We start from the raw sequence: 21,599 nt of genomic DNA, 5'->3' as shown, positions 1-21,599 counted from the left end.
GCCTTTCAGCGCAGCCAGACGGGCAGATCCGAGGCCTGCCGGCAGCCCGGTACCCGCTCTTTCAAGCCGAGCGTTTCCCACGCGAATTTTTGCGCGGCAATCCGCGCCATCTCCTTCGTCGGATAGATATCCGGCAGCACATAGTCCCTGGCGCCGCAACAGAGCAGGGCCTTATGGCTCAACAGGTCGAAATGGAGCTCAAGGGTTTCTTCGAAATGCATGGACCGCTCCCCAGATGATGCGGAGAAACGACGATCTCGGCGGGAAGTTCCAATCGCCATTCAGACAGGGAAATTCCCCTGAGAAGGCGGCCGAGCGCGGCTATTCCAAGGAGCATCGAGGCGGAACTAACGGCCCCGTTCCGGAGTTGGAAACGCTTCTGGGAGGTGAGCCATGAGCAGGAACAAGTACGAAGGCCCACGATCATCCGCCGCGCGTCCACACGATCCCGCGGGTATCGATGAACCAATCGATGCATGGGAGCGGAAGCCAGGAAGCTCGCAGTCGGAAATCCGCAAGGAGCTCGACAATTTGCGCGAACGCATAGACCGGCTCGAGGCGGAGATCGATGCGATTGCGACCGAGGCCCATACAGCCGTCGGTACCCTGCCCGGCGCCGACAGGCTCGAGACAGCGAGGGACGTGGTCGCCGACAAGCGCGGCGAGATACAGCGCTTGACGTCCCGGCTACAGGAAATTGAACGGACGCTGGCGCAATAGGCGGCCGCAGGCGAGGCCACAGGCGCCGTCATTCCGTCAAAACACGGTCATCCAAACGCCGCGCCAGAAGAGCGAGTTCGGGTCGTCGAGATCCTCGGCATCGGCGCCGTCGACGAGCTTCCGGAATTTCACGGGCGTCGCCTTCTGCTCGCCGGCGCCGCGGCGGGGGCGCTCTTCAGGCGCGGCTTCGGCGTTCGGCCTTCTGATGGCAAACATCGCGAAATCCTTTCCTGCCGGGGTAACCGTCTGTCGGCGGAAGGGTTCCATCCAGCGAGTTGCTCGGCGCGGCTCACCTGTTAAGGTGGATGGGGTGCCGTCCACAAATCGTGTGGTCCGAACCGATCGGCCGTCTCGATTTGCCGATCACAGCAACAGCGAACCGAAGGAAGCATTGTGAAATGCGGCTCCACGAGCCGGCCTAGAAGAAGTCGCTCCGGCTCGGTGTTCGGTGTAGAATTAAGCTATCGTCGCTTTTCAAAAAATTTTGCGTGAAGAAGCTACGGCTGGGTAAGGTCCCGGCTTCGATTCAAAACTTGCTTTGGGGGTGCAACTATGAGCCGGGAAACAGATCCGCCGATAGTTCGTATCGGCGCTTCGGCAGGGGGCGTTCAGGCACTTCAGACCTTGTTCGAACACGTGCCCGCCGACACGGGCGCTGCCTTTGTCGTAAGCGTGCATCTTGATTCTGACGCCAGGCGCGAGCTTGCCGCCCTTTTGTCGACGCGAACACAGATGCCGGTAATTCAGGTCGAGGATGCTGCCCGGCTTGAGCGAAATCATGTGTACATGATTTCGGAAGGCGCCAGTAAGGAACTGCGTGCCGCTAACGAAGACCTGCAGACTGACAATGAAGAGCTCAGGGGGAAATTGGAAAGCGTTTCTCGCGCCCATAGCGACCTGCAGAATCTCGTCGCGGCAACCGACGTGGCCACGCTTTTCCTCAGCCCCTCACTGCATATCAAGCGCTTCACCCCGCGCCTCATGGAGATCTTCCACGTCACCAACGATGACGAAGGACGGCCGATCACCGATTTCACCCATCACCTCGAATACGAGAGGCTGGCCGACGATGCGCGCTCCGTGCTGGGGAATCTCACGCCGATAGAACACGAGGTGAAGAGCCGCAACAACCGCTGGTACCTGGTGCGGATGCGTCCCTACCGGACCATCGAGGACAAAGTCGATGGTGTTGTGGCTACCTTTGTCGACATCACGGAACGTCGCGAAGCGGAGGAGGCGGTGAGGCAGAGCGAGCAGCGCCTCGACCAGGAGATGCGGCTCGTCGAACTCTCACGCTCACCCATATTCGTCTGGGAATACGACGGGGGAGTGACACAGTGGAACCGCGGCAGCGAGCAGCTCTACGGCTACACGAAAGAGGAGGCCCTCGGGAAGAGAAAGAACAAGTTGCTGAAAACGGTCGTCCCCGGTGCGTCATTCGAGGCGCTTAGGCAGTCCCTTCTCGAAAATGGTCGCTGGAGCGGCGAGTTGCGTCACACCACGAAAGATGGCCGCGTCCTGACGGTGGAAAGTCACCTTGAACTCATGCCCCTCGGCGACCGCCGGCTCGTTCTCGAGAGCACACGCGACATCACCGATCAGAAGCGCTGGGAGCGGCGGCGACAGCTCCTGCTCGGCGAAATGAGCCATCGTGTAAAGAACACGCTCGCCGTCGTGCAATCGCTGGCGCGCCAGACGCTGCGCACCGGCGATTCGAACGAGGACTTCGTCGAACGCTTCGACGGGCGCCTCTCGGCGCTTGCAAGCTCTCACAAGCTTCTCGTCGATTCCGAATGGGCCGGCGCGGAATTGGCCGCGCTGGCACTCAGTCAGCTCGAGGCCTATGCAGGTGGAGATCCGCGCAGGTTGAAGATCGAGGGCGAGCCGGTAACGCTGACGCCGGATATCGCGACCCCCTTCGGACTCGTCCTCCACGAACTCGCTACGAACGCCGCGAAATACGGCGCCCTGTCGACACCACAAGGACGTGTAACGCTAAGCTGGAAGCTCAACCACGGGAACAATGGCCGTCGGCTGACCGTTGTCTGGAAAGAACGCGGCGGGCCGCCGGTCGAGCCTCCGACCAGACAAGGTTTCGGTGGCGTGCTGATCGAAAAGGGCCTGCCGGGTGCGGTGGTCCATCGTGATTTCGAGCGCGAAGGCGTCGTCTGCACGATGGAGATCGAGCTGCCGGAGATTCCGGAGAATGGAGCGGAGTACTGAGGAGAACCGGTCTTTGCACGGCACCAGAATTCTGGTCGCCGAGGACGAGATCCTCATCGCGCTCGACATCGAGGCAACATTTCGGGATGCCGGCGCCGTTGTCGTAGGCCCCTGCACGACGCTCTCCGCCGCCATGGAGGCAGCCAAGAGCGAGACCCTTTCCTTGGCCATCCTGGATATCCGCCTCGGTCACGTGACGACCGAGGACGTCACCGATCTGCTCGTGAGACGAGGCATCCCCTTCCTGTTCTACAGTGGCCAGAAGTTGCCCGCCGGAATGCGAAAAAAATGCGGCGGCGCGATCATGGTGTACAAGCCGGCCAGCCAACAGGAACTCCTGGACGCAGCCACGAAGGCGCTGGCTGCCTAGAGCAATTCCAGGAAAAGTGTGTAACGGTTTTCCGTCCGGAATTGCGTCGTTTCAAACAGTTAGATCATTTCACTGTCTCGATGGAACAGTGAAATAATCTGACACCCTTCCGGGCAAAAGGCTCACTTCCGTTCAGTGGCGATGGATGAACTTGCAGAAGCGGCTTGTTTGCCCGTCATCGGTCATATCCTGATGAAGAAAGGCCAGGTTCTCCTCGTCGAAGATCTTGAAGAACTCATCCCAGGAGATCTTCTCCAGCGTGTCTTCGGGTTTGCCGAAATCAATGCGAAGAAGACCACCGCCACCCTCGGTCGCGTCCTTCACGCGCGCCGGCCGGCCTTTGCGGGCCTCTACCCAGTTGCGGATCGTGTCGTGGTCAACAGTAGTCATCGCAGCGGTCATCGGAAGCTCCATGAACTGGCGATCGCAACGGTCCGGATCGCTCCAATCCGGAAGGCGATCTTTACAGGCGGAAAGCGGGACGCGCAGAAAGCGCCACTATTCCGGCTCTGACTTCTAAATCGATCGCTGCAATGATTGTTCCCGCGGCCTCCTAGCGCCGGAGGCGGTCGCCCGATCGAGGCAGGTTTGTCTCGGCCTCGCCACTATCCCGCTCCCAACCGAACACGCTGCGCCCGCCGAACCGCGCCGAGTCGCGGAACTCACCCGCGACAATCTCCTTGAGGTCCGGACCGGTGACGTAGCGCTCAAGCCGGCGCGACTGGTCGTCGAGCCGCCTCAGCGCGGCGAGTTCTTCCTCCCGTCCGAGGCGGCCGTTCATGACCGCCGATTTCATCACCCGGATCGTCTCGTCATAGACCTTCAACGGCACGGGAAACGGATGCCGGTCCTTGCCGCCATGGGCGAGCGAGAAGCGGGCGGGATCGGAGAAGCGGCACGGCGCGCCGTGAACCACCTCGGCAACCATCGCGAGCGCCTTGACCGTCCTGGCGCCGACGCCCGGCACCAACAGCAGGTGTTCAAAATCCTTCGGCCCACGATCGGCGGCGGCGGCGAAATTGCCGTGCAGGCGTCGGAGATTGACGTCGCTCTCACGCACGTCGTGGTGGGCAGGCATGACGAGGTGCGGCAGGAATGGTTGCTCCGCAGCCGCCGGACGCTCGGCACGCGATTCGATCGAGGCGATTTCGCGCAGGAGCCCGTCGGGCCCGAGTGACTGGAGGAGATCGAGCTGTGCCGCCCGCGACGGGGCGGCGCGTCGGTCAGCGAGATTGACGATCTCGCCCTGTTCTCTTCCTTCGATGGCGGCGTGCGGCGAATCGACGAAGCTTTCGAGGCCTTCCGAGAGCCAATGATAGCGCCGCGCCTGCCGCCGGTCTCCGTTCATACCCTGCTGGACGACGACCCATTTGGCGTCGTCGGTGACGATGAAGCCGTGCAGATAGAGGTCGAAGCCGTCCTGAACGGCGGCGCTGTCGACCTTGGCGACGAGCCGGCTCGCTTCGGCAAGCGCACTGCCGTCAAAGCCGACACGATCGCCGATAGACACGAGTTCGCCGGGCGTTTTGCGGGAATGCTGGCCGCGACCGCCGCAGACATGAATGCCGAGCTCGCCGGCACGCGGCGTCAGTCCACGCTTCAGCGCCCCGATGACGCTGGTGGTGATGCCGGACGAATGCCAGTCCATGCCCATTACGGCGCCGAAGGATTGGAACCAGAACGGATGCGCCAGACGCCTCAGGAACTCGTCGCGTCCATAGTGCTGAACGATCGACTCGGTGATCAGCGTGCCGAGCCGCGTCATGCGGTCGCCGAGCCACCGCGGGACTCGCCCGCCATGCAGCGGAAGATCCGCATTGCCAGCTCTTTGCGCCATGATTTCTTCCGTTGACTTAGCGATGGGTAAGCTAGCACGGCTCGTGTTGGTGCCGGAAGCGCTTCATGCGTGCGAAAGCCGCAGCATTGGTCATCCGGGTGGCATTGTCAGCACCTCTTGCATAGGATGAGGACGACTCGAACCGACTGGTGTACCGATTGACGTGGGATGTAAGCTTTTTCGCGCGCGGCGCTGTCGAAGTGGCGGCAGACCTGATCGGCGCCGAATTCACGGTCTCGGGCGTCGGCGGCATTATTGCCGAAACCGAGGCCTACCTGCCTGATGACGCCGCGTCGCACAGCTTCGCCGGCGCCACGCTTCGGAACCGCGCGATGTTCGGTCCGCCGGCACACGCCTATATCTATCTTTCCTATGGCCTTCACTGGTGCCTGAACTTCGTCTGCCTGCCCGGCAGCGCCGTGCTGATCCGCGCGATCGAACCCAAATGGGGTATAGAGACGATGCAGGCGCGAAGGGGCGTTCGGGAAGAGAGGCTGCTATGCTCCGGGCCGGGACGCGTCGGCCAGGCGCTCGCGATCAACAGGGAGCAAGACGGTCTGCCGCTTTATGAAAAGCCGTTTCTTCTCAGCCTGCCGGTGAAGCGGCCGCCGATCTTCTCCGGGCTTCGCGTCGGGATCACCAAGGCCGTAGACCATCCCTGGCGTTTCGGGCTTGCCAACTCGCCCTTCGTCAGCCGGAAATTCTAACCTGGGGAGTGTGCGCGGTTTTCCTCGCATTCCGCGCTAACTACTTAGAATCGATCACGTTGAGGAACGCTGTCAGCCAATCAGAGGGAGATGACCAATGACGAAATCGAATGTGGGCTTCATCGGGCTTGGGCTGATGGGCCAGGGCATGGCGGCGAACATCCTGAAGAAGGGCTGGCCGCTCTTCGTGATGGCTCATCGCAATCGCGCACCCGTCGATGCGCTTGTCTCTGGTGGTGCGAAGGAGGCAAGCAGCCCCCGTGAGATGGCCGGGGAATGCGACATTATCGTCCTTTGCGTCACCGGCTCCCCGGAAGTGCTGTCGGTCGTGGAAGGACCGGACGGCATCGCGAGCGCCGGCAAACCGGTTACCATCGTCGACTGCTCGACCTCCGATCCCTCCGTCACGACTAAACTTGCCAAGGACCTTTCCGGAAAAGGCGTCACCCTCGTCGACGCGCCGCTCAGCCGCACGCCCGCCGACGCCGCCGCCGGCACGCTCGACGTCATGGTCGGCGGCGCGGAGGAGGACGTGCGCCGCGTCTGGCCGGTGCTCGAATGTTTTGCCGGCCGCATCGTCCACACCGGGCCGACCGGTACGGGCCACACAATGAAGCTGCTCAACAACTTCGTGTCGATGGGCTATGCGGCGCTTTATTCCGAAGCGCTGATGCTCGGCCGAAAGGCCGGGCTCACGCCAGAGGTTTTCGACAGCGTCATCCGCGGCGGCCGCATGGACTGCCCCTTCTACCAGACCTTCTTCCGCTGGGTTCTGGAGCGTGATCCGAACGCGCACAAATTCGCGATCCGCAACGCCTTCAAGGACATGAGCTATCTCGCTGCCTTCGCCAATGCCTGCGGCGCGGCGAACCCGATGGGTGCCGCCGTCCGGAATTCCTTCGCTCAGGCCGTGGGTGCAGGTCGGGGCGAGGACTACGTGCCGATGCTGTCGGACTTCGTGGCCGAGGCGAATGGGATCAAGTGACCGTCGTTCGACGAACGGGATAGTCACTCCGGCGATGACAGGATTCCATCATCGCCGGAATACAATCTTGCAGGAATGAAATAGGCGCTCCCGCCTCGGTCTTTGACTGATGCCTCCAGACTCGCGAATGTGCCGACCGGAAATGGAACAAATGTTCCGATTTGCCGCGACAGCCAATCCAAACGCTCCTGGAGGACACCCGCGATGACCGCCCTTCCCTTCGCCCTCAACCATATGGCCGCACCGGGCCTGCCGCTCGATGCCTTCTTCGCGCTCGCCAAATCGCTCGGCATTTCCGCTGTCGAAATCCGCAACGACCTTGCCGGCAATGCGATTCTCGATGGGACAAGCCCCAAGGAGGTGAAGGCCCTTGCGGAGAAGCAGGGGCTGACAATCATCTCGATCAACGCCCTGCAGCGCTTCAACGAATGGAACGAGGCACGGGCAGCAGAAGCGCGCGACCTTATCTCCTGCGCACGCGATTGCCGAGCGAAGGCACTCGTCCTAGTGCCCGTCAACGACGGCAGCGGCAGGGAGGATGGCGCCCGGCAAGCGAATCTGCGTCAGGCCTTGAAGGCGCTGAAGCCGTTGCTGGACGCCGCGGGAATCATCGGCCTCGTCGAGCCGCTCGGCTTCGAGATCTGCTCGCTTCGGTCGAAGGCCGAAGCGGCCGAAGCCATCCGCGAAATCGGCGGGACGACTTTCCGTCTGGTGCACGACACCTTTCATCATCACCTCGCCGGCGAAGAGCAAGTCTTCCCGGACCTAACCGGTCTCGTGCACATTTCCGGCGTCAGCGACACGGAGGTGGCGGTGGCCGACATGCGCGATCCGCACCGGGTCCTGGTCGATGCCGAGGACCGGCTCGACAATGCCGGCCAGATCCGCCGTCTGCGGGCCGAAGGCTATGAAGGACCCTTTTCCTTCGAACCCTTCGCTCCCTCCGTACACGAACTCGGCGATCCGGCGGCAGCGCTCCGCGAAAGCATGGACTATCTGCGCTCGAGGACCTGATCAATCCATGCAGGAAAGAACGGAAATCCGCGCGGGCGCCGTAAGACTCTCTTGACGGCGCCCGGATAAAATGGAATACCTATTCCGTAATAGCAAACCGCTGGTTTGTTTATTCCGTTTTCACCGGAGGCGCAGCGGGAGTGCCGCTTCCGGTCAGAGATGGACTCGATCTTGAAGGGATCGCGTTTCCGGCTGGAGAAGGTGTCGCCGGCACCAATGTGGAGGAGAAGAGAATGAAGAAATTTGTCCTGGGCACTGCGATGGCCCTCCTGATGTCGACGGCAGCGCACGCGGAGACCATCGGCGTCTCGATGGCGCTCTTTGACGACAACTTCCTGACCGTTCTGCGCAATGGCATGCAGGATTATGCCAAGACGCTCGACGGCGTGGAGCTGCAGATCGAGGACGCACAGAACGACGTCGCCAAGCAGCAGAGCCAGATCCAGAACTTCATCGCCGCGGGCGTCGACGCGATCATCGTCAACCCGGTCGACACCGATGCGACCGCTGCCATGTCGAAGATCGCGGCGGACGCCGGCATCCCGCTCGTCTATGTCAACCGCGAGCCCGTAAACATCGACTCGCTCCCCGAGAAGCAGGCCTTCGTCGCTTCGAACGAAGTTGAATCCGGCACGCTGGAGACGCAGGAAGTCTGCAAACTGCTCGGCGGCAAGGGCAAGGCCGTCGTGATGATGGGCGAGCTCTCCAACCAGGCAGCGCGCATGCGCACCAAGGACATCCACGATGTTCTCGCCACCGAAGCATGCAAGGGCATTGAGATCGTCGAAGAGCAGACCGCCAACTGGTCTCGCACCCAGGGCGCCGACCTCATGACCAACTGGCTTTCGGCCAGTGTTGAGTTCGACGCCGTTATTGCCAACAACGACGAAATGGCGATCGGCGCCATCCAGGCGCTGAAGGCTGCCGGCCGCTCGATGGACTCCGTCGTCATCGGCGGCGTCGACGCCACCCAGGACGCGCTTGCGGCGATGGCTGCCGGCGACCTCGACGTGACCGTTTTCCAGAACGCCGCCGGCCAGGGCAAGGGCTCCGTCGATGCCGCTCTGAAGCTCGCCAAGGGCGAACCGGTTGAGAAGAAGGTCTACATCCCCTTCGAGCTCGTAACGAAGGAAAATCTCGACAAGTACCAGGCAAAGAACTGATCTTCGCCTAGGGAGCGCGGGTCAATCCGCGCTCCCTATCGAACAGTCCGCGCGTGGCCCTCGCCGGCCGACAAGAAGGCACACTCCGCCCGCCACGTGGACGTTCCGGCCAGTGCCCGGAAAAATGGGGAGGCAATGAGAATGACACTCAGTCCCACAACGATGGCAGCCGTGCGCGCCAGTGGCGCCATACCCAATGCCGAATACCTTCTGACGGCGGAAGGCGTGCGCAAGGAATTTCCAGGCGTCGTCGCGCTCGACGACGTTCAGTTCAGATTGAAGCGCGGCACAGTGCACGCGCTGATGGGCGAGAACGGCGCCGGCAAGTCGACGCTGATGAAGATCCTCGCTGGTATTTACCACCCGGACCAGGGCGAGGTGAAACTCCGCGGCGTCGACATCCAGCTGAAATCGCCCCTCGACGCGCTCGAAAATGGCATCGCCATGATCCATCAGGAGCTGAACCTGATGCCTTTCATGACGGTCGCCGAAAACATCTGGATCCGCCGCGAACCCAAGAACCGCTTCGGCTTCGTCGACCATGGCGAGATGCGCCGCATGACGGCGAAGCTTTTCGAGCGGCTGAAGATCAACATCGATCCCGAAATCGAAGTGCGCCATCTCTCGGTCGCCAACCGGCAGATGGTGGAAATCGCCAAGGCGGTCTCCTACGAATCCGACGTGCTGATCATGGACGAACCGACGTCCGCCCTTACGGAACGCGAGGTCGCGCATCTCTTCGAAATCATCCGCGATCTGCGCTCCCAAGGCATCGGCCTCGTCTACATCACCCACAAGATGAACGAGTTGTTCGAGATCGCCGACGAATTCTCCGTCTTCCGCGACGGCAAGTACATTGGCACGCACGCCTCGAGCGAGGTCACCCGCGACGACATCATCCGCATGATGGTCGGGCGTGAGATCACCCAGATGTTCCCGAAGGAAGAGGTGCCGATCGGCGACGTCGTCCTGTCGGTCAAGAACCTGACGCTCAACGGCGTCTTCCACGACGTCTCCTTCGATGTGCGCGCCGGCGAAATCCTCGGTGTCGCCGGGCTCGTCGGCTCCGGTCGCTCCAACGTCGCCGAGGCGCTCTTCGGCGTCACACCGGCAAGTTCGGGGACGATCTCGATCGACGGCAAAGAGGTTGTCATCGACACTCCCACCACGGCGATCCGCCATCGCATGGCGTTCCTGACCGAGGACCGCAAGGATACCGGCTGCCTGCTCATCCTCGACATTCTCGAGAACATGCAGATCGCCGTGCTCCAGGACAAGTTCGTCAAGAGCGGCTTCGTCAGCGAGAAGGACGTCACCGCCGCCTGCGAGGAGATGAGCCGCAAGCTCCGCGTCAAGACGCCGAACCTGCAGGAGCGGATCGAGAATCTCTCGGGCGGCAACCAGCAGAAGGTGCTGATCGGCCGCTGGCTGCTCACCAATCCGCGCATCCTCATCCTGGATGAACCGACGCGCGGCATCGACGTCGGCGCCAAGGCGGAAATCCACCGCCTTGTGACCGAGCTCGCCAGAAACGGCGTCGCCGTCATCATGATCTCGTCGGAAATGCCCGAGGTACTCGGCATGAGCGACCGGATCATGGTCATGCATGAGGGCCGTGTCACGGGCTTCCTCGACAGGGCTGAAGCCACCCAAATCAAGGTCATGGAACTTGCCGCGCGCTAGGCGCGAATTGCCGACCGCAGGGAGGAACGACAATGGATACCAATATCGCTGCACATGGCACGGGTTCGACCCTCGCCGGGTCGAGACGGCGTCTGCCGCCCGAGTTCAACATCTTTCTGGTGCTGATCGGCATCGCGCTCGTCTATGAGGTCCTCGGCTGGCTCCTGGTCGGTCAGAGCTTTCTGATGAACCCGCAGCGCCTGACCATCATGATCCTGCAGGTGTCGGTGATCGGCATCATCGCCGTCGGCGTCACTCAGGTCATCATCACCGGCGGCATCGACCTGTCATCGGGCTCCGTCGTCGGCATGACGGCGATGATTTCCGCTAGCGTGGCGCAGGCCTCCACCTGGCCGCGGGCCCTTTATCCCTCGCTCACCGACCTGCCGGCGATCGTACCGATCGGCCTGGGCGTCGGCATCGGTCTCGTCGCCGGCTACATCAACGGCCAACTCATTGCCAAAACCAAGATCCCGCCCTTCATCGCCACCCTCGGCATGATGGTGTCGGCACGCGGCATCTCCAAGTGGTATACCAAGGGCCAGCCGGTCTCCGGCCTCACCGAGCAGTTCAACTTCATCGGCACGGGCATCTGGCCGGTCATCGTCTTCCTCGCCGTCGCACTGATCTTTCATATCGCGCTGCGCTACACGCGCTATGGCAAATTCACCTACGCGATCGGCGCAAACGTTCAAGCGGCACGCGTCTCCGGCATCAATGTCGAAGCGCATCTGGTAAAGGTCTACGCCATTGCCGGCATGCTGGCGGGCCTCGCCGGCGTCGTGACCGCGGCGCGCGCCCAGACCGCGCAGGCCGGCATGGGCGTCATGTACGAACTCGATGCGATCGCCGCGACCGTTATCGGCGGCACGTCCCTCACCGGGGGCGTCGGACGCGTCACCGGCACGGTGATCGGCACCGTGATCCTCGGCGTGATGACCTCGGGCTTCACCTTCCTGAGGGTCGACGCCTATTACCAGGAGATCGTCAAGGGCGTCATCATCGTTGCCGCCGTCGTCGTCGACGTCTATCGCCAGAAAGGCCGGAAAAAGACGTGAAAAGACTGCCCTCCCAGTGAAGTGACTGGCCGGAATGACGAAAGTCATTCCGGCATTTTCTTTTCTTATATTATCGGCCTGCAGCAACATTCTCGCCACTTGACATATGTTTTCCTTGCAAGGCAGCCCCTTTGACCCCGCCCTGGCAATTGTGTTGGCGATACACTATGTGAGTGGCGTCCAAAACATCGGAGACTTATCATGTCGTCGCAGCGCAAGCTTGCGAAGCAGTCCCAGCCGCGTTTCCTCTTCCAGCTCTGGAACGCTATGCTCCGGGTCCAGACCCGCGAAACTGCTTCCCTCTTCACGTCCCGCGAACGCTGACACCCCCGCCAGAACGGAACGAGAAAACCGCGTGTGCCCTTCATCCGCCTGCCGGCTCCCCGCCGGCGGGTGAAGCTTCGCATCGTCTCGCACGACGAGAGCCGCAGTGGCTCCGCTTAATTAGGTAGTAATAATTATCATATAATTCTACTCGTTATACGAGAACGTTTCCAAGCGTTCGCCTCAGCGAAAAGCTTGCGCATGATGCCGGACGTTCTGCACCGGGTCGGTCCGGAATTTTTCATGACCTATTGCTGGCTGCGAGCTCTTAAAGTGTTCCGCGCACACGGACACGTCCAACGTCGCGGCTTTTCCGTGGGAGAGATTGCATGAAAATATCCATTGCGCGCGGCCTCGCGATCTTCGGGATCGTCGTCGCCGTCGGTCTGATGGTTTCCATCGGCATCAAGACCTATGCCTTCGACAAGCTGCGGGTAAACGGACCCGTCTACACTCGGGTGGTCTACGGAAAGGACCTGATCGCCGACATCCTGCCGCCGCCGCTATACACGGTGGAGTCCTATATGCTGGCGATGGAGGCGGTATCCAATCCCGAGCTCGCGAAGGCCAATCTCAACAAGATAGAAACGCTGAAGCAGGCCTATGACGACCGCCGCGCCTACTGGAAAGCATCGACCGCTCCCGAAGCGTTGAAGGCAAAGCTGGAGAATGATGTCCTCGGCAGGGCCGAAGTCTATTGGGCGACGATGGAGAACAAGTTTCTCGCTCCATTCCGCAGCGGCGATCCGGGTTCGGCCGCGCAAGCGCTCGGAGAGCTGAAAGCGAGCTTTCATCACCATGAAGCGGCGGTCAACGAACTGGTGACGATGGCGGATGGCTTCCTCAAGCAGCAGGAAGCGGGCGCCGCCGTGGAGACTACCGCGCTTTCATGGGCAGCAAATATCAGTTCGGCGATCTCCGTCCTGCTGCTGCTCGCCGGCCTCTGGTTCTTCCGCCATCGCGCCGTGAAGCCTCTTGCCACCATGTCTTCCTATATGGAGATTCTCGCCGCTGGCGACTACGGCCGCGATGTTCCCTATGCTGGGCGTGCGGATGAGATCGGCACTGTCGCCAGATCGGTCGCGGTGTTCCGGGAAGCGGCAATCGAGCGTCGCAATGCACGCGAGCGAACCGACGAGGAGCGTCGTCTTCGGGACGAACAGGAGACTGCGCAAAAACAACGGAAGGCGATCGAGGAGCAAGAAAGACTCCAGGTCATCGAGCATCTGACCCGCGGCCTCGAACGTCTGTCCGCCGGCGATCTCTCCGTCCGCATAGACGAAAGCTTCTCGGAAGCATATGAGGAGCTCAGAACCCAATTCAACACGAGCGTTGAACGGCTGGCGGAGACCATTTCCGGCGTCCTGCATGCCACCGCTAAGCTGCGCATGAGCTCCTCGGAGATTGCCGAGGCGACCGACGATCTCGCCAAGCGGACCGAGCAGCAAGCGGCCTCGCTTGAGCAGACGGCCTCGGCCTTCGACGAGATCACGGCGACCGTGCACAATTCCTCGGAACGTGCACGGGAGGCAAGTCAGGTCATGGCTGCGGCCAAGAACAGCGCGGACACATCCGCCGCGGTCGTGCAGGAGGCGGTCGCCGCGATGGAGCGCATCGCGGGGTCTTCGACGCAGATCCGGCAGATCATCAATGTCATCGATCAGATCGCCTTTCAGACCAATCTCCTGGCGCTCAATGCCGGCGTCGAAGCCGCGCGCGCGGGCGACGCGGGCAAGGGCTTTGCCGTCGTCGCCCAGGAGGTGCGGGAGCTGGCCGGCCGCTCCGCCAATGCCGCCAGGGAGATCAAGACGCTGATCGAGGCGTCGACGCTGGAGGTCGCCGGCGGCGTGGAGCTCGTCAACCGCACGGGAGAGGCTTTGACCGGGATCGAGCAACATGTGCAGCAGGTGGCAGGGCTGATTGGCGCGATCGTAACCGCGGCGACCGAACAGACGGCCGCTTTGTCCGAAATCAATGCTGCCCTCCATTGCATGGATCAGGTGACGCAGCAGAACGCCGCCATGGTCGAAGAGACCAATGCGGCCTGCCGGGAGCTCAGCGACGAGGTCCAGGACCTCGACCGCATCGCCGGCCGCTTCCAGGTGCAGGAATATCGGCAGGCACGGAGGCGAGTGGCCTAGCGCGGAACGAGGAAGAAGCGCCTCCCACTCGCGGGGAGGGATGACTTACCGCATCCAGCGCGGCGACGGTGCGGAGACCGAATTGCGGACAACCAGATCCGGTCTCAGAAGGATTTCGGTCTCCGCAGGGCGCCTGTCCGACAGGAGCTCGAGCAGAAGCGTCATGGCATGTTTGCCGATCAGCGTTCGCGGTTGGCGGATCGTGGTCAACGCCGGCGTCATGAAGGTCGCCTGCGGCACGTCGTCGAAGCCCGTCACCGAGAAATCACGCGGTATGTCATAGCCGCGCGTCTTGAGCCCGATCATCACCCCGAGCGCCGTCTGGTCGTTGACGCACATGAAAGCGGTGGGCAACGTGTCACGCACGAAGAGCCGCTCGACAGCGGCCCTTCCGCTTTCGAGCGTGCCGTCTCCCTCCTGGACCAGTCGAAGCTCCGCGGGAACGCCCGCCGCGTCGAGGCCGGCATCATAACCGGCCCGCCGCCGCATGTAGGCGAGCCGAGTGCGAGAATCGCCGATAAAGGCGATCTTGCGATGGCCTTCGGCGATCAGCAGGTCGACCACCTTGCGGGCCCCCTCCATGTCGTCGACGCCGACATACGGTATGCCGCCGTTGAAGACCGGCTCGAAGATGCCGACGCTCGGGGGCAGGCGCGCCGTCATCGTTTCGTGGCCGAACGGAAGGATGCCGGTGAAGAGGATGAGGCCCGCCGCCTGGTTGGAGTTCAGGAACTTCAGATATTCGAGCGCGCGCTGGGCATCGTTCTGGGTATGGCCGATCAGCACCCCATAGCCATGCGATCGCGCCTCGTTCTCCAGTCCGACGAGAATGCTGGAGAAGTTGGGGTCGCCGATATCTGGGGCAACGACCAGGATCATGTTTGACCGGCCGAGCCTCAGGCTGCGCGCCATGGCATTCGTCGTGTAGCCGGTAATCGCAATCGCCTGGTTGACCTTCAACCGCGTCGATTTCGCGACTTTCTCCGGCGTGTGGATCGCTCGCGACACCGTCGCGATCGAAACTTCGGCGATCCTGGCGACGTCTTCGATGGTTGCGGGCGTAGAATCCGACACTCTCGCTCTGCCTTGCGTCTCGTCTGCGCGGGACACTACACACACCACAGGCAACGTCAAAGGTTGCCGCAGAAATTTCTGTGTAACCGCCTATGTAAACCTTTACATCACCACTGTAAAGGTTTACACAAGCCTCACAAGCGGGTGGGAGCCGCAAGGGGGAATCAATGAATTCGGAGATGATCGACGCCACGCGCGTTGTGCTGGAGGCACGCCGCATCAGCAAGTCGTTCAGCGGCGTGCAGGTGCTGTTCAGCGTCAACTTCGAGCTCCGCGCCGGCGAGATCCATGCCCTTATGGGCGAGAACGGCGCCGGCAAGTCGACGCTGGTCAAGATTCTGTCGGGTTTCGAGGAGCCGTCCTCGGGCGAAATCCTGCTCGACGGCAAGCCGGTGAAGCTGCCGGCGAACGGTGCGGCGGAAGCGCTGGGCATCGTCATCATTCACCAGGAATTCAATCTCGCCGAACATCTGACGGTTGCGGAAAGCCTCTTTCTCGGCCGCGAGGTGACACGTTTCGGCGTGCTCGATCGCAAATATATGCGTGCGGAGACGCGTCGGGTGCTCGATCTCCTCGGCTGTCGCGTCGACGCGAACGCGTTGATCAGCAGTCTATCGATCGCCGAAAAGCAGATGGTGGAGATTGCCAAGGCCATCAGCCGCGACGCGCGCGTCGTCTTCATGGACGAGCCCACGGCCGTTCTCTCTCGCGAAGAAACCAATTTCCTCTTCCGCCAGGTGCGCAAGCTGCGCGACCACGGCACGAGCTTCGTCTTCGTTTCGCACAAGCTCGACGAGGTTATCGAGCTCACCGATCGGGTGACGGTGCTCCGTGACGGGCAATGGGTCAAGACCGCCCCCACCTCGATGCTCGACGGGGAATCCATCGCCCAGCTCATGGTCGGCCGCGAGATGTCGAGTCTCTATCCCACGAAGAGCGAGCCGGACGTCGACGAGCAGCTCGTGCTGCGCGTGGCCTCCGTCTCGACCGACTATGTCAAGGACGCCAGTTTCGAGGTGCGCAAGGGCGAGATCCTCGGCTTTTCGGGCATGATCGGTTCCGGAAGGACTGAACTGATGGAGGCGATTGCCGGTCTGCGACCGCGCCTGTCGGGAGAAGTGACAATCCGGGGCGAAGCGGTTCCTTCCGGAGACGTGCATGCCGCCAACCGATGCGGTCTCGCCTATATGACCAAGGACCGCAAGGCCAAGGGCCTGCTCCTCAACTCGGGCATGACGGCAAATCTGACCCTGCAGTCGCTCGGCCAGCATGCCCGCCTCGGCTATCTCAGCCCCGCGAGTGAGGCCGCCGCGCTCGAAAAGGCCCGCCGCCGCTTCGACATTCGCGTGCGAGACGGCAATGTCGTGGCGAGACGCATGTCCGGCGGCAACCAGCAAAAGCTGCTGCTCGCTAAGGTGATGGAGACGGAACCGGAAATCATCATCATCGACGAGCCGACGCGCGGCATCGACGTCGGCACCAAACAGCAGATCTATCACTTCATTTCGGCACTGGCGCGTGACGGCCGCTCTATCATCGTCGTCTCCTCCGAAATGCCGGAAGTCATCGGGCTCTGCACGCGGGTTGCCGTCATGCGCGAGGGACGCATCGTCGGCATGCTCGAAGGCGACGAGATCTCCGAGCAGGAGATCATGCGCTACGCAGCGGGACTTAAGAGGATGGCTGCAGCCTGAGGTACAGGCCGGCGAAATCAGGCAGTCACAGGAAATGGATTCCCCCGAGCTTCGGGGCGGGAGGTTGGTTTGGACATGAGCGTGAATGAGGAAAGCCTTCAAGCAACAAGTCACCGCCGTACCTGGCGGGACGTCGATCTGAGGGCCGTGGCGCCGTTTGCGGCGCTTGCACTGCTGTTGATCGTCGGCGCGATCGTCAACCCAAACTTTATCAGCATCAACAATCTCGCCAACGTCGCCACCCGTAGCGCCTTCATCGCGATTATTGCCGTGGGCGCGACCTTCGTCATCTCGGCGGGCGACCTCGACCTTTCCGTCGGCTCGATGGTCGCCTTCGTCGCGAGCTTGATGATCCTATTCATGAATTGCGGCGTCATCGCCGATCCGGCCTTGATGTTGACGGCCGCGATCGCTTTCGCGGTCGCAGCGGGGGCGGCCTGTGGCCTCGCCAACGGTCTGATCACCACCGTCGGCAGGATCGAGCCTTTTATCGCGACACTCGGCACGATGGGCATCTATCGCGGCCTCACCACCTGGCTTTCGCAGGGCGGCGCGATCACGCTTCGCGAGCCGGAGATCCAGGAACTCTATCGGCCGGCCTATTTCGGCAGCATTCTCGGCGTGCCGGTGCCGATCGCGATCATTCTCGCCGTCACCGCCGTCGCCGCCTTCATTCTCTATCGCACGCGCTACGGCAGGCACGTGGTCGCCGTAGGCTCCAACAGCGACGTTGCCCGCTATTCCGGCATCGCGGTCAACCGGGTGCGCACAATCGCCTTCGTGATCCAGGGCCTCTGCGTGGCGATTGCCGTGCTGCTCTATGTGCCTCGCCTCGGCTCGACCTCGGCGACGACCGGCATCCTCTGGGAACTGCAGGCCATCACCGCCGTGGTTGTCGGCGGAACGGCGCTCAAGGGCGGCGCGGGCCGCGTCTGGGGGACCATCTGCGGCGCCTTCATCCTCGAATTGGTCGGCAACATCATGCTCCTGTCGAACTTCATCAGCGAATACCTGATCGGCGCGATGCAGGGTGCGATCATCATTATCGCGATGCTCGTCCAGCGCTCGCTGGTACGCAAATCGTGACAGGCTGGACCGAGGTGGTCCGGCCGCATCAAGCGAAGACCTTGTAAAGACCCTTGGACATCGGGAGGAAAGTGAACATGCGAAAGGGATTAATGGGCATTGCTGCCGTCGCGGTGATGGCATTGACGAGCGTGGCCCACGCGGAGGAGAAGAAGGTTACGATCGGCGTGTCGATCCCGGCGGCCGACCATGGCTGGACCGCCGGCGTCGTATTCCACGCGGAGCGCGTAGCCAAGCAGCTCATGGAGCAGCACCCTGGCCTAAATGTCATCGTGAAGACCTCGCCGGATCCGGCGAGCCAAGCCAATGCCGTACAGGATCTCGAAACCCAGGGCATCGACGCTCTGGTGATCCTGCCGACCGATCCCGATCCGCTGGTCAACGCCATCAAGGAGGTCAAGGGTAACGGCAAGTTCGTGGCACTCGTCGACCGCGCGCCCTCGGTCAACGACAACAGCGTGCGCGACCTCTATGTCGCCGGCAACAATCCTGCTCTCGGCCAGGTCGCCGGCGAATACATCAAGGCTACGACGCCCGAGGCCAAGGTCGTCGTCATTCGCGGCCTGCCGATCCCGATCGACCAGCAGCGCCAGGACGGCTTCGACCAGGGCATCGCCGGCTCGAAGGTGGAAATCCTCGACCGCCAATACGGCAACTGGAACCGCGACGACGCCTTCAAGGTGATGCAGGACTATCTGACCAAGTATCCGCAGATCGACGTCGTCTGGTGCCAGGACGACGACATGGCCGTCGGCGTGCTGCAGGCGATCGAGCAGGCGAAGCGCACGGACATCCAATATGTGGTCGCCGGCGCCGGTTCGAAGGAAATGATCAAGAAGGTCATGGACGGCGACAAGATGATCCCGGTCGACGTGCTCTACCCGCCGGCGATGGTCGGCACCGCGCTCGAAATGACCGTCGCCAACTTCTACGGCCAGGTTCCGGTTCGCGGCACCTACACGATCGACGCGACACTCGTCACCAAGGACAATGCGAAGGACTTCTATTTCCCCGATTCGCCGTTCTGATCGCATCGATCGGCGATAGTTTAAGCTCGGCCTGCCCGCGGATTTCCCCGGGCAGGTTTCGTTTTTTTGAGAGCGCCAGGCTTAAGGGAAACCGATCGAATTACAACCCCAGGCGAAGGCATTGTTGACCCCCTCTGCCCTGCCGGGCATCTCCGCCACAAGGCCGAGATTGGCAAACCGCGGGCTCCTCCCTTCGTCTTTCTGACAGCGTTAGGTCGCGCACGGCGCCCCACTTGCTTTGCCCTTCTGCGGCGCTGACGAACTGGCGAAAGCGCCGATGCTGGCCGATCTCCCTCCTTGTGGGGGAGATGCCCGGCAGGGCAGAGGGGGTGCTAACGAGCGCCATCCGCCGATGCAATCTCTCGGCTACAGACCCTCCCCCTCACCCCGACGGGAACGCCAACACGACCTTCAGTCCCCGCCCGCCCTCGCCCTCTTCAAGGCGCATCGTTCCGCCGTAAAGCGCGGCGATCTCCTCGACGATCGGCAGGCCGAGTCCGGTGCCGGGGGCTTCGTCACCGCCACGGCGGAAACGCTTGAGCACCGCCTCGCGCAACTCCGGCCGGATGCCCGGACCATTATCCTCGACCTCCAGCGCGACGGTCTCTTCGCTTCCTTCGACGCGAACCGTGACCTCCGCGCCACGGCCCGCGTAAAGGAGGGCGTTGCCGATCAGGTTCTTCAGGAGCTCGCCGACAAGCAGCGGCTCGGCGCGGATCCAATGCTCCCCCTCCCCGGCGAAGCCGAGATCGATACCGGCCTCGCCCGCGGCCGGCACGTGGTCGGCGGTGATCGAGCGAGCAAGCCCTACGAGCTCGATGCGCTCCGAGCCCCGCGCCTCCTCCCTCGCCGCCGCATCGATCCTCGCCATCAGCAAGAGCTGCGCGAGAATGCGCTCGGCATTGGCGACCGCTTCATCCGCTTTCCTTGCGGCCGCCCGCGTTTCCTCGATCGTCATCGCTCGCTGTGCCAATGCAAGCTGCGTGCGGATGATCGCCAGCGGTGTTCTGAGCTGATGGCTGGCATTGCCGGTGAAGTGGCGAAGGGCATCGAGCGCCGATTGCAGGCGCACCATGAAGGAATTCACGGTATCGACGAGCCCCTGGACCTCGTTCGGCACGCGCTCCCGGATCGGATGCAAATCGTTCGGGCTGCGCTGGGCGATCGCATCGCCGAGGCGATAGAGCGGCCTCAGCGAGAAGGTGACGGCCACCCAGACAATCACCGCCGCGCCGGCGATCATCAGCCCGAGGCGCATGGCCGAGCGGAGGAGAATGGTCTGGGCCAGTTGTCGCCGCGCGATCGTCGTCTCGGCGACGGTGACGACGAAAGGAACGGAGTTAACACCGGTCGACGCGGAACGCCTGAGAGCCGCCACGCGGATCGGCTCACCGCGGAAGACCGCGTCGGCGAAGCTCGTCGGCTGGCCGGCGTTCTCGGGAAGCGAAGGCAGCGTCTGATAGCCGGTGATGAACTCACCCGGCGGACCGTCCACGCGATAGAAAACGCGGTCCTGCGCGGCCGACGTCAGCATCTCGAGCGCCACATAGGGGATATCGACCTGGAGCGAGCCGTCCTCGGCAACGACCACCCTCTCGGCGATGGCCAGCGCCGAACCGGCAAGCACCCGGTCCGAGACGGCATTCGCCGTCTTCACGGCCTCGCGATAGGTATCAACCAAGGCAATGACGCCGATGACGGCGGTCGAGATCAGCAGCCAGGCGAGCAATCGGCGTCGCAGCGAATAGACCGCGGACTTCATTCGGAACCGGCCGTCTTGTCGAGGTAGTAACCGATGCCCCGGGCGGTGCGCACAGTCAGGCCATAGGGAGCTAGGCGCTTGCGCAGCCGGCTCACATATTGCTCGATCGCGTTGGCGCTCAGATCATCGTCGAGCCCCGTGAGCGATTGCACGATCGCATCCTTGGCGACCACCTTGCCAGCACGCATGAACAGAAGCTCGAGCAGGCCGAGCTCGCGGGCGGGAATTTCGATCGGCACGCCACCTGCGGAAAAGCTGCGCGCCGTAAGATCCAGCGAGACATTGCCATAGCTGACGACAGAGGCGCGCAATCCCGCCTGGCGCCGAAGCAGGACCCGCACGCGGGCCTCGAACTCGCCGATGTCGAACGGCTTGATCAGGTAGTCGTCGGCTCCGAGGTCGAGCCCTTTGACCCGCTCCTCCGGTGTACCGCGCGCCGTCAGGATGAGGACGGCTGCCCGATTCTGCCGGGCACGCATGGCACGCAGCACCTCAAGCCCGTCCATTTCCGGCAGGTTGAGATCAAGGATCACCAGATCGAAGCTTTCGGCCGCCGCCACCGCATGGGCGGAGGCGCCGTCGCTGACGACATCGACGGCATAGCCGCTGCCGCGCAGGAGCGTCGAAAGGCCCTCTGCTAGGGCCCGGTTATCTTCAACAAGCAAAATTCGCAAACTATCGCTTCTCCCCGAGATCACTTTATCGGTCACGAGCTTGCTTGTGAACGGCG

At 62.4% G+C, this 21,599-nt stretch carries 21 protein-coding genes; 14 read left to right on the top strand and 7 right to left on the bottom strand.

Features of this window, described 5'->3' with window-relative positions; all coding sequences use genetic code 11:
- Positions 1 to 5: 5 nt before the first annotated feature.
- Positions 6 to 221 (bottom strand): hypothetical protein, encoded by a 216-nt coding sequence (locus tag AYK65_RS25375; protein ID WP_026616533.1) that lies wholly within the window; start codon positions 219 to 221, stop codon positions 6 to 8.
- A gap of 172 nt (positions 222 to 393) precedes the next feature.
- On the opposite strand from AYK65_RS25375, the gene AYK65_RS25370 reads away from it, so the two are divergent.
- Positions 394 to 720, top strand: coding sequence for a hypothetical protein (locus tag AYK65_RS25370; RefSeq protein ID WP_081161787.1), 327 nt, complete (start codon positions 394 to 396; stop codon positions 718 to 720).
- Between the two features lie 36 nt (positions 721 to 756).
- Here the strand turns inward: AYK65_RS25370 and AYK65_RS25365 are convergent, their stop codons facing one another.
- The gene (locus AYK65_RS25365; protein WP_026616531.1) at positions 757 to 936 is read right to left on the bottom strand and encodes a hypothetical protein; all 180 of its coding nucleotides are present in this window, start codon (positions 934 to 936) and stop codon (positions 757 to 759) included.
- A 336-nt stretch (positions 937 to 1,272) separates the two neighbouring features.
- Between AYK65_RS25365 and AYK65_RS25360 the strand changes: the two genes are divergently transcribed.
- The gene (locus AYK65_RS25360) at positions 1,273 to 2,943 is read left to right on the top strand and encodes an HWE histidine kinase domain-containing protein (protein WP_081161784.1); all 1,671 of its coding nucleotides are present in this window, start codon (positions 1,273 to 1,275) and stop codon (positions 2,941 to 2,943) included.
- Entirely contained in the window at positions 2,927 to 3,313 is a 387-nt protein-coding gene (locus AYK65_RS25355; protein ID WP_026616530.1) for a response regulator, read from the top strand. The genes AYK65_RS25360 and AYK65_RS25355 overlap by 17 nt, the downstream gene beginning before the upstream one ends.
- 132 nt (positions 3,314 to 3,445) lie before the next feature.
- Here the strand turns inward: AYK65_RS25355 and AYK65_RS25350 are convergent, their stop codons facing one another.
- Together AYK65_RS25350 and AYK65_RS25345 are read right to left on the bottom strand one after the other, a co-directional pair.
- The gene (locus tag AYK65_RS25350; protein ID WP_139015788.1) at positions 3,446 to 3,715 is read right to left on the bottom strand and encodes a hypothetical protein; all 270 of its coding nucleotides are present in this window, start codon (positions 3,713 to 3,715) and stop codon (positions 3,446 to 3,448) included.
- A 151-nt stretch (positions 3,716 to 3,866) separates the two neighbouring features.
- Positions 3,867 to 5,150, bottom strand: coding sequence for a DUF763 domain-containing protein (locus AYK65_RS25345; protein ID WP_026616528.1), 1,284 nt, complete (start codon positions 5,148 to 5,150; stop codon positions 3,867 to 3,869).
- 149 nt (positions 5,151 to 5,299) lie between these two features.
- On the opposite strand from AYK65_RS25345, the gene AYK65_RS25340 reads away from it, so the two are divergent.
- From AYK65_RS25340 to AYK65_RS25310, 8 genes are all read left to right on the top strand, one after another.
- A complete protein-coding gene (locus tag AYK65_RS25340) occupies positions 5,300 to 5,857 on the top strand; it encodes a DNA-3-methyladenine glycosylase (RefSeq protein WP_026616527.1) in 558 nt (185 codons plus the stop codon).
- 97 nt (positions 5,858 to 5,954) lie between these two features.
- On the top strand, positions 5,955 to 6,842 hold the full coding sequence (locus AYK65_RS25335) for an NAD(P)-dependent oxidoreductase (RefSeq protein ID WP_081161781.1): 888 nt from the start codon (positions 5,955 to 5,957) through the stop codon (positions 6,840 to 6,842).
- A gap of 204 nt (positions 6,843 to 7,046) precedes the next feature.
- The gene (locus AYK65_RS25330) at positions 7,047 to 7,856 is read left to right on the top strand and encodes a TIM barrel protein (protein WP_046117224.1); all 810 of its coding nucleotides are present in this window, start codon (positions 7,047 to 7,049) and stop codon (positions 7,854 to 7,856) included.
- A gap of 233 nt (positions 7,857 to 8,089) precedes the next feature.
- Complete coding sequence (locus tag AYK65_RS25325; protein ID WP_081161911.1) at positions 8,090 to 9,019, top strand: sugar ABC transporter substrate-binding protein; 930 nt, start codon at positions 8,090 to 8,092, stop codon at positions 9,017 to 9,019.
- A gap of 141 nt (positions 9,020 to 9,160) precedes the next feature.
- The gene (locus tag AYK65_RS25320) at positions 9,161 to 10,702 is read left to right on the top strand and encodes a sugar ABC transporter ATP-binding protein (protein WP_081161779.1); all 1,542 of its coding nucleotides are present in this window, start codon (positions 9,161 to 9,163) and stop codon (positions 10,700 to 10,702) included.
- Between the two features lie 32 nt (positions 10,703 to 10,734).
- Positions 10,735 to 11,760 carry an ABC transporter permease gene (locus tag AYK65_RS25315; RefSeq protein ID WP_081161776.1) on the top strand — a complete coding sequence of 342 codons (1,026 nt, stop codon included), beginning with the start codon at positions 10,735 to 10,737 and terminating at the stop codon, positions 11,758 to 11,760.
- A gap of 201 nt (positions 11,761 to 11,961) precedes the next feature.
- Positions 11,962 to 12,084 carry a hypothetical protein gene (locus AYK65_RS33560; RefSeq protein ID WP_267885973.1) on the top strand — a complete coding sequence of 41 codons (123 nt, stop codon included), beginning with the start codon at positions 11,962 to 11,964 and terminating at the stop codon, positions 12,082 to 12,084.
- Between the two features lie 329 nt (positions 12,085 to 12,413).
- Positions 12,414 to 14,225, top strand: coding sequence for a methyl-accepting chemotaxis protein (locus AYK65_RS25310; protein ID WP_081161774.1), 1,812 nt, complete (start codon positions 12,414 to 12,416; stop codon positions 14,223 to 14,225).
- Positions 14,226 to 14,270: 45 nt separating this feature from the next.
- Here AYK65_RS25310 and AYK65_RS25305 read toward each other — a convergent pair whose 3' ends face one another.
- Entirely contained in the window at positions 14,271 to 15,299 is a 1,029-nt protein-coding gene (locus tag AYK65_RS25305) for a LacI family DNA-binding transcriptional regulator (RefSeq protein ID WP_026616520.1), read from the bottom strand.
- 167 nt (positions 15,300 to 15,466) lie between these two features.
- Here AYK65_RS25305 and AYK65_RS25300 point away from each other — a divergent pair, with 167 nt between their 5' ends.
- The 3 genes from AYK65_RS25300 to AYK65_RS25290 all read left to right on the top strand — a co-directional run bounded on the left by AYK65_RS25300 (position 15,467) and on the right by AYK65_RS25290 (position 19,107).
- A complete protein-coding gene (locus AYK65_RS25300; protein WP_046117228.1) occupies positions 15,467 to 16,993 on the top strand; it encodes a sugar ABC transporter ATP-binding protein in 1,527 nt (508 codons plus the stop codon).
- Between the two features lie 75 nt (positions 16,994 to 17,068).
- Complete coding sequence (locus AYK65_RS25295; protein ID WP_081161771.1) at positions 17,069 to 18,079, top strand: ABC transporter permease; 1,011 nt, start codon at positions 17,069 to 17,071, stop codon at positions 18,077 to 18,079.
- A 92-nt stretch (positions 18,080 to 18,171) separates the two neighbouring features.
- The gene (locus AYK65_RS25290; protein ID WP_373414911.1) at positions 18,172 to 19,107 is read left to right on the top strand and encodes a substrate-binding domain-containing protein; all 936 of its coding nucleotides are present in this window, start codon (positions 18,172 to 18,174) and stop codon (positions 19,105 to 19,107) included.
- A 382-nt stretch (positions 19,108 to 19,489) separates the two neighbouring features.
- Here the strand turns inward: AYK65_RS25290 and AYK65_RS25285 are convergent, their stop codons facing one another.
- Both AYK65_RS25285 and AYK65_RS25280 read right to left on the bottom strand, forming a co-directional pair.
- Entirely contained in the window at positions 19,490 to 20,869 is a 1,380-nt protein-coding gene (locus AYK65_RS25285) for a sensor histidine kinase (protein WP_081161768.1), read from the bottom strand.
- On the bottom strand, positions 20,866 to 21,543 hold the full coding sequence (locus tag AYK65_RS25280; protein ID WP_026616515.1) for a response regulator transcription factor: 678 nt from the start codon (positions 21,541 to 21,543) through the stop codon (positions 20,866 to 20,868). The genes AYK65_RS25285 and AYK65_RS25280 overlap by 4 nt, the downstream gene beginning before the upstream one ends.
- Between the last annotated feature and the right edge of the window lie 56 nt (positions 21,544 to 21,599).

This window comes from Ensifer aridi (assembly GCF_002078505.1).
Classification (GTDB): Bacteria; Pseudomonadota; Alphaproteobacteria; order Rhizobiales; family Rhizobiaceae; genus Sinorhizobium; species Sinorhizobium aridi.
Note: the sequence above shows the minus strand (reverse complement) of the source record. Positions and strands in the feature narration are given on the sequence as shown.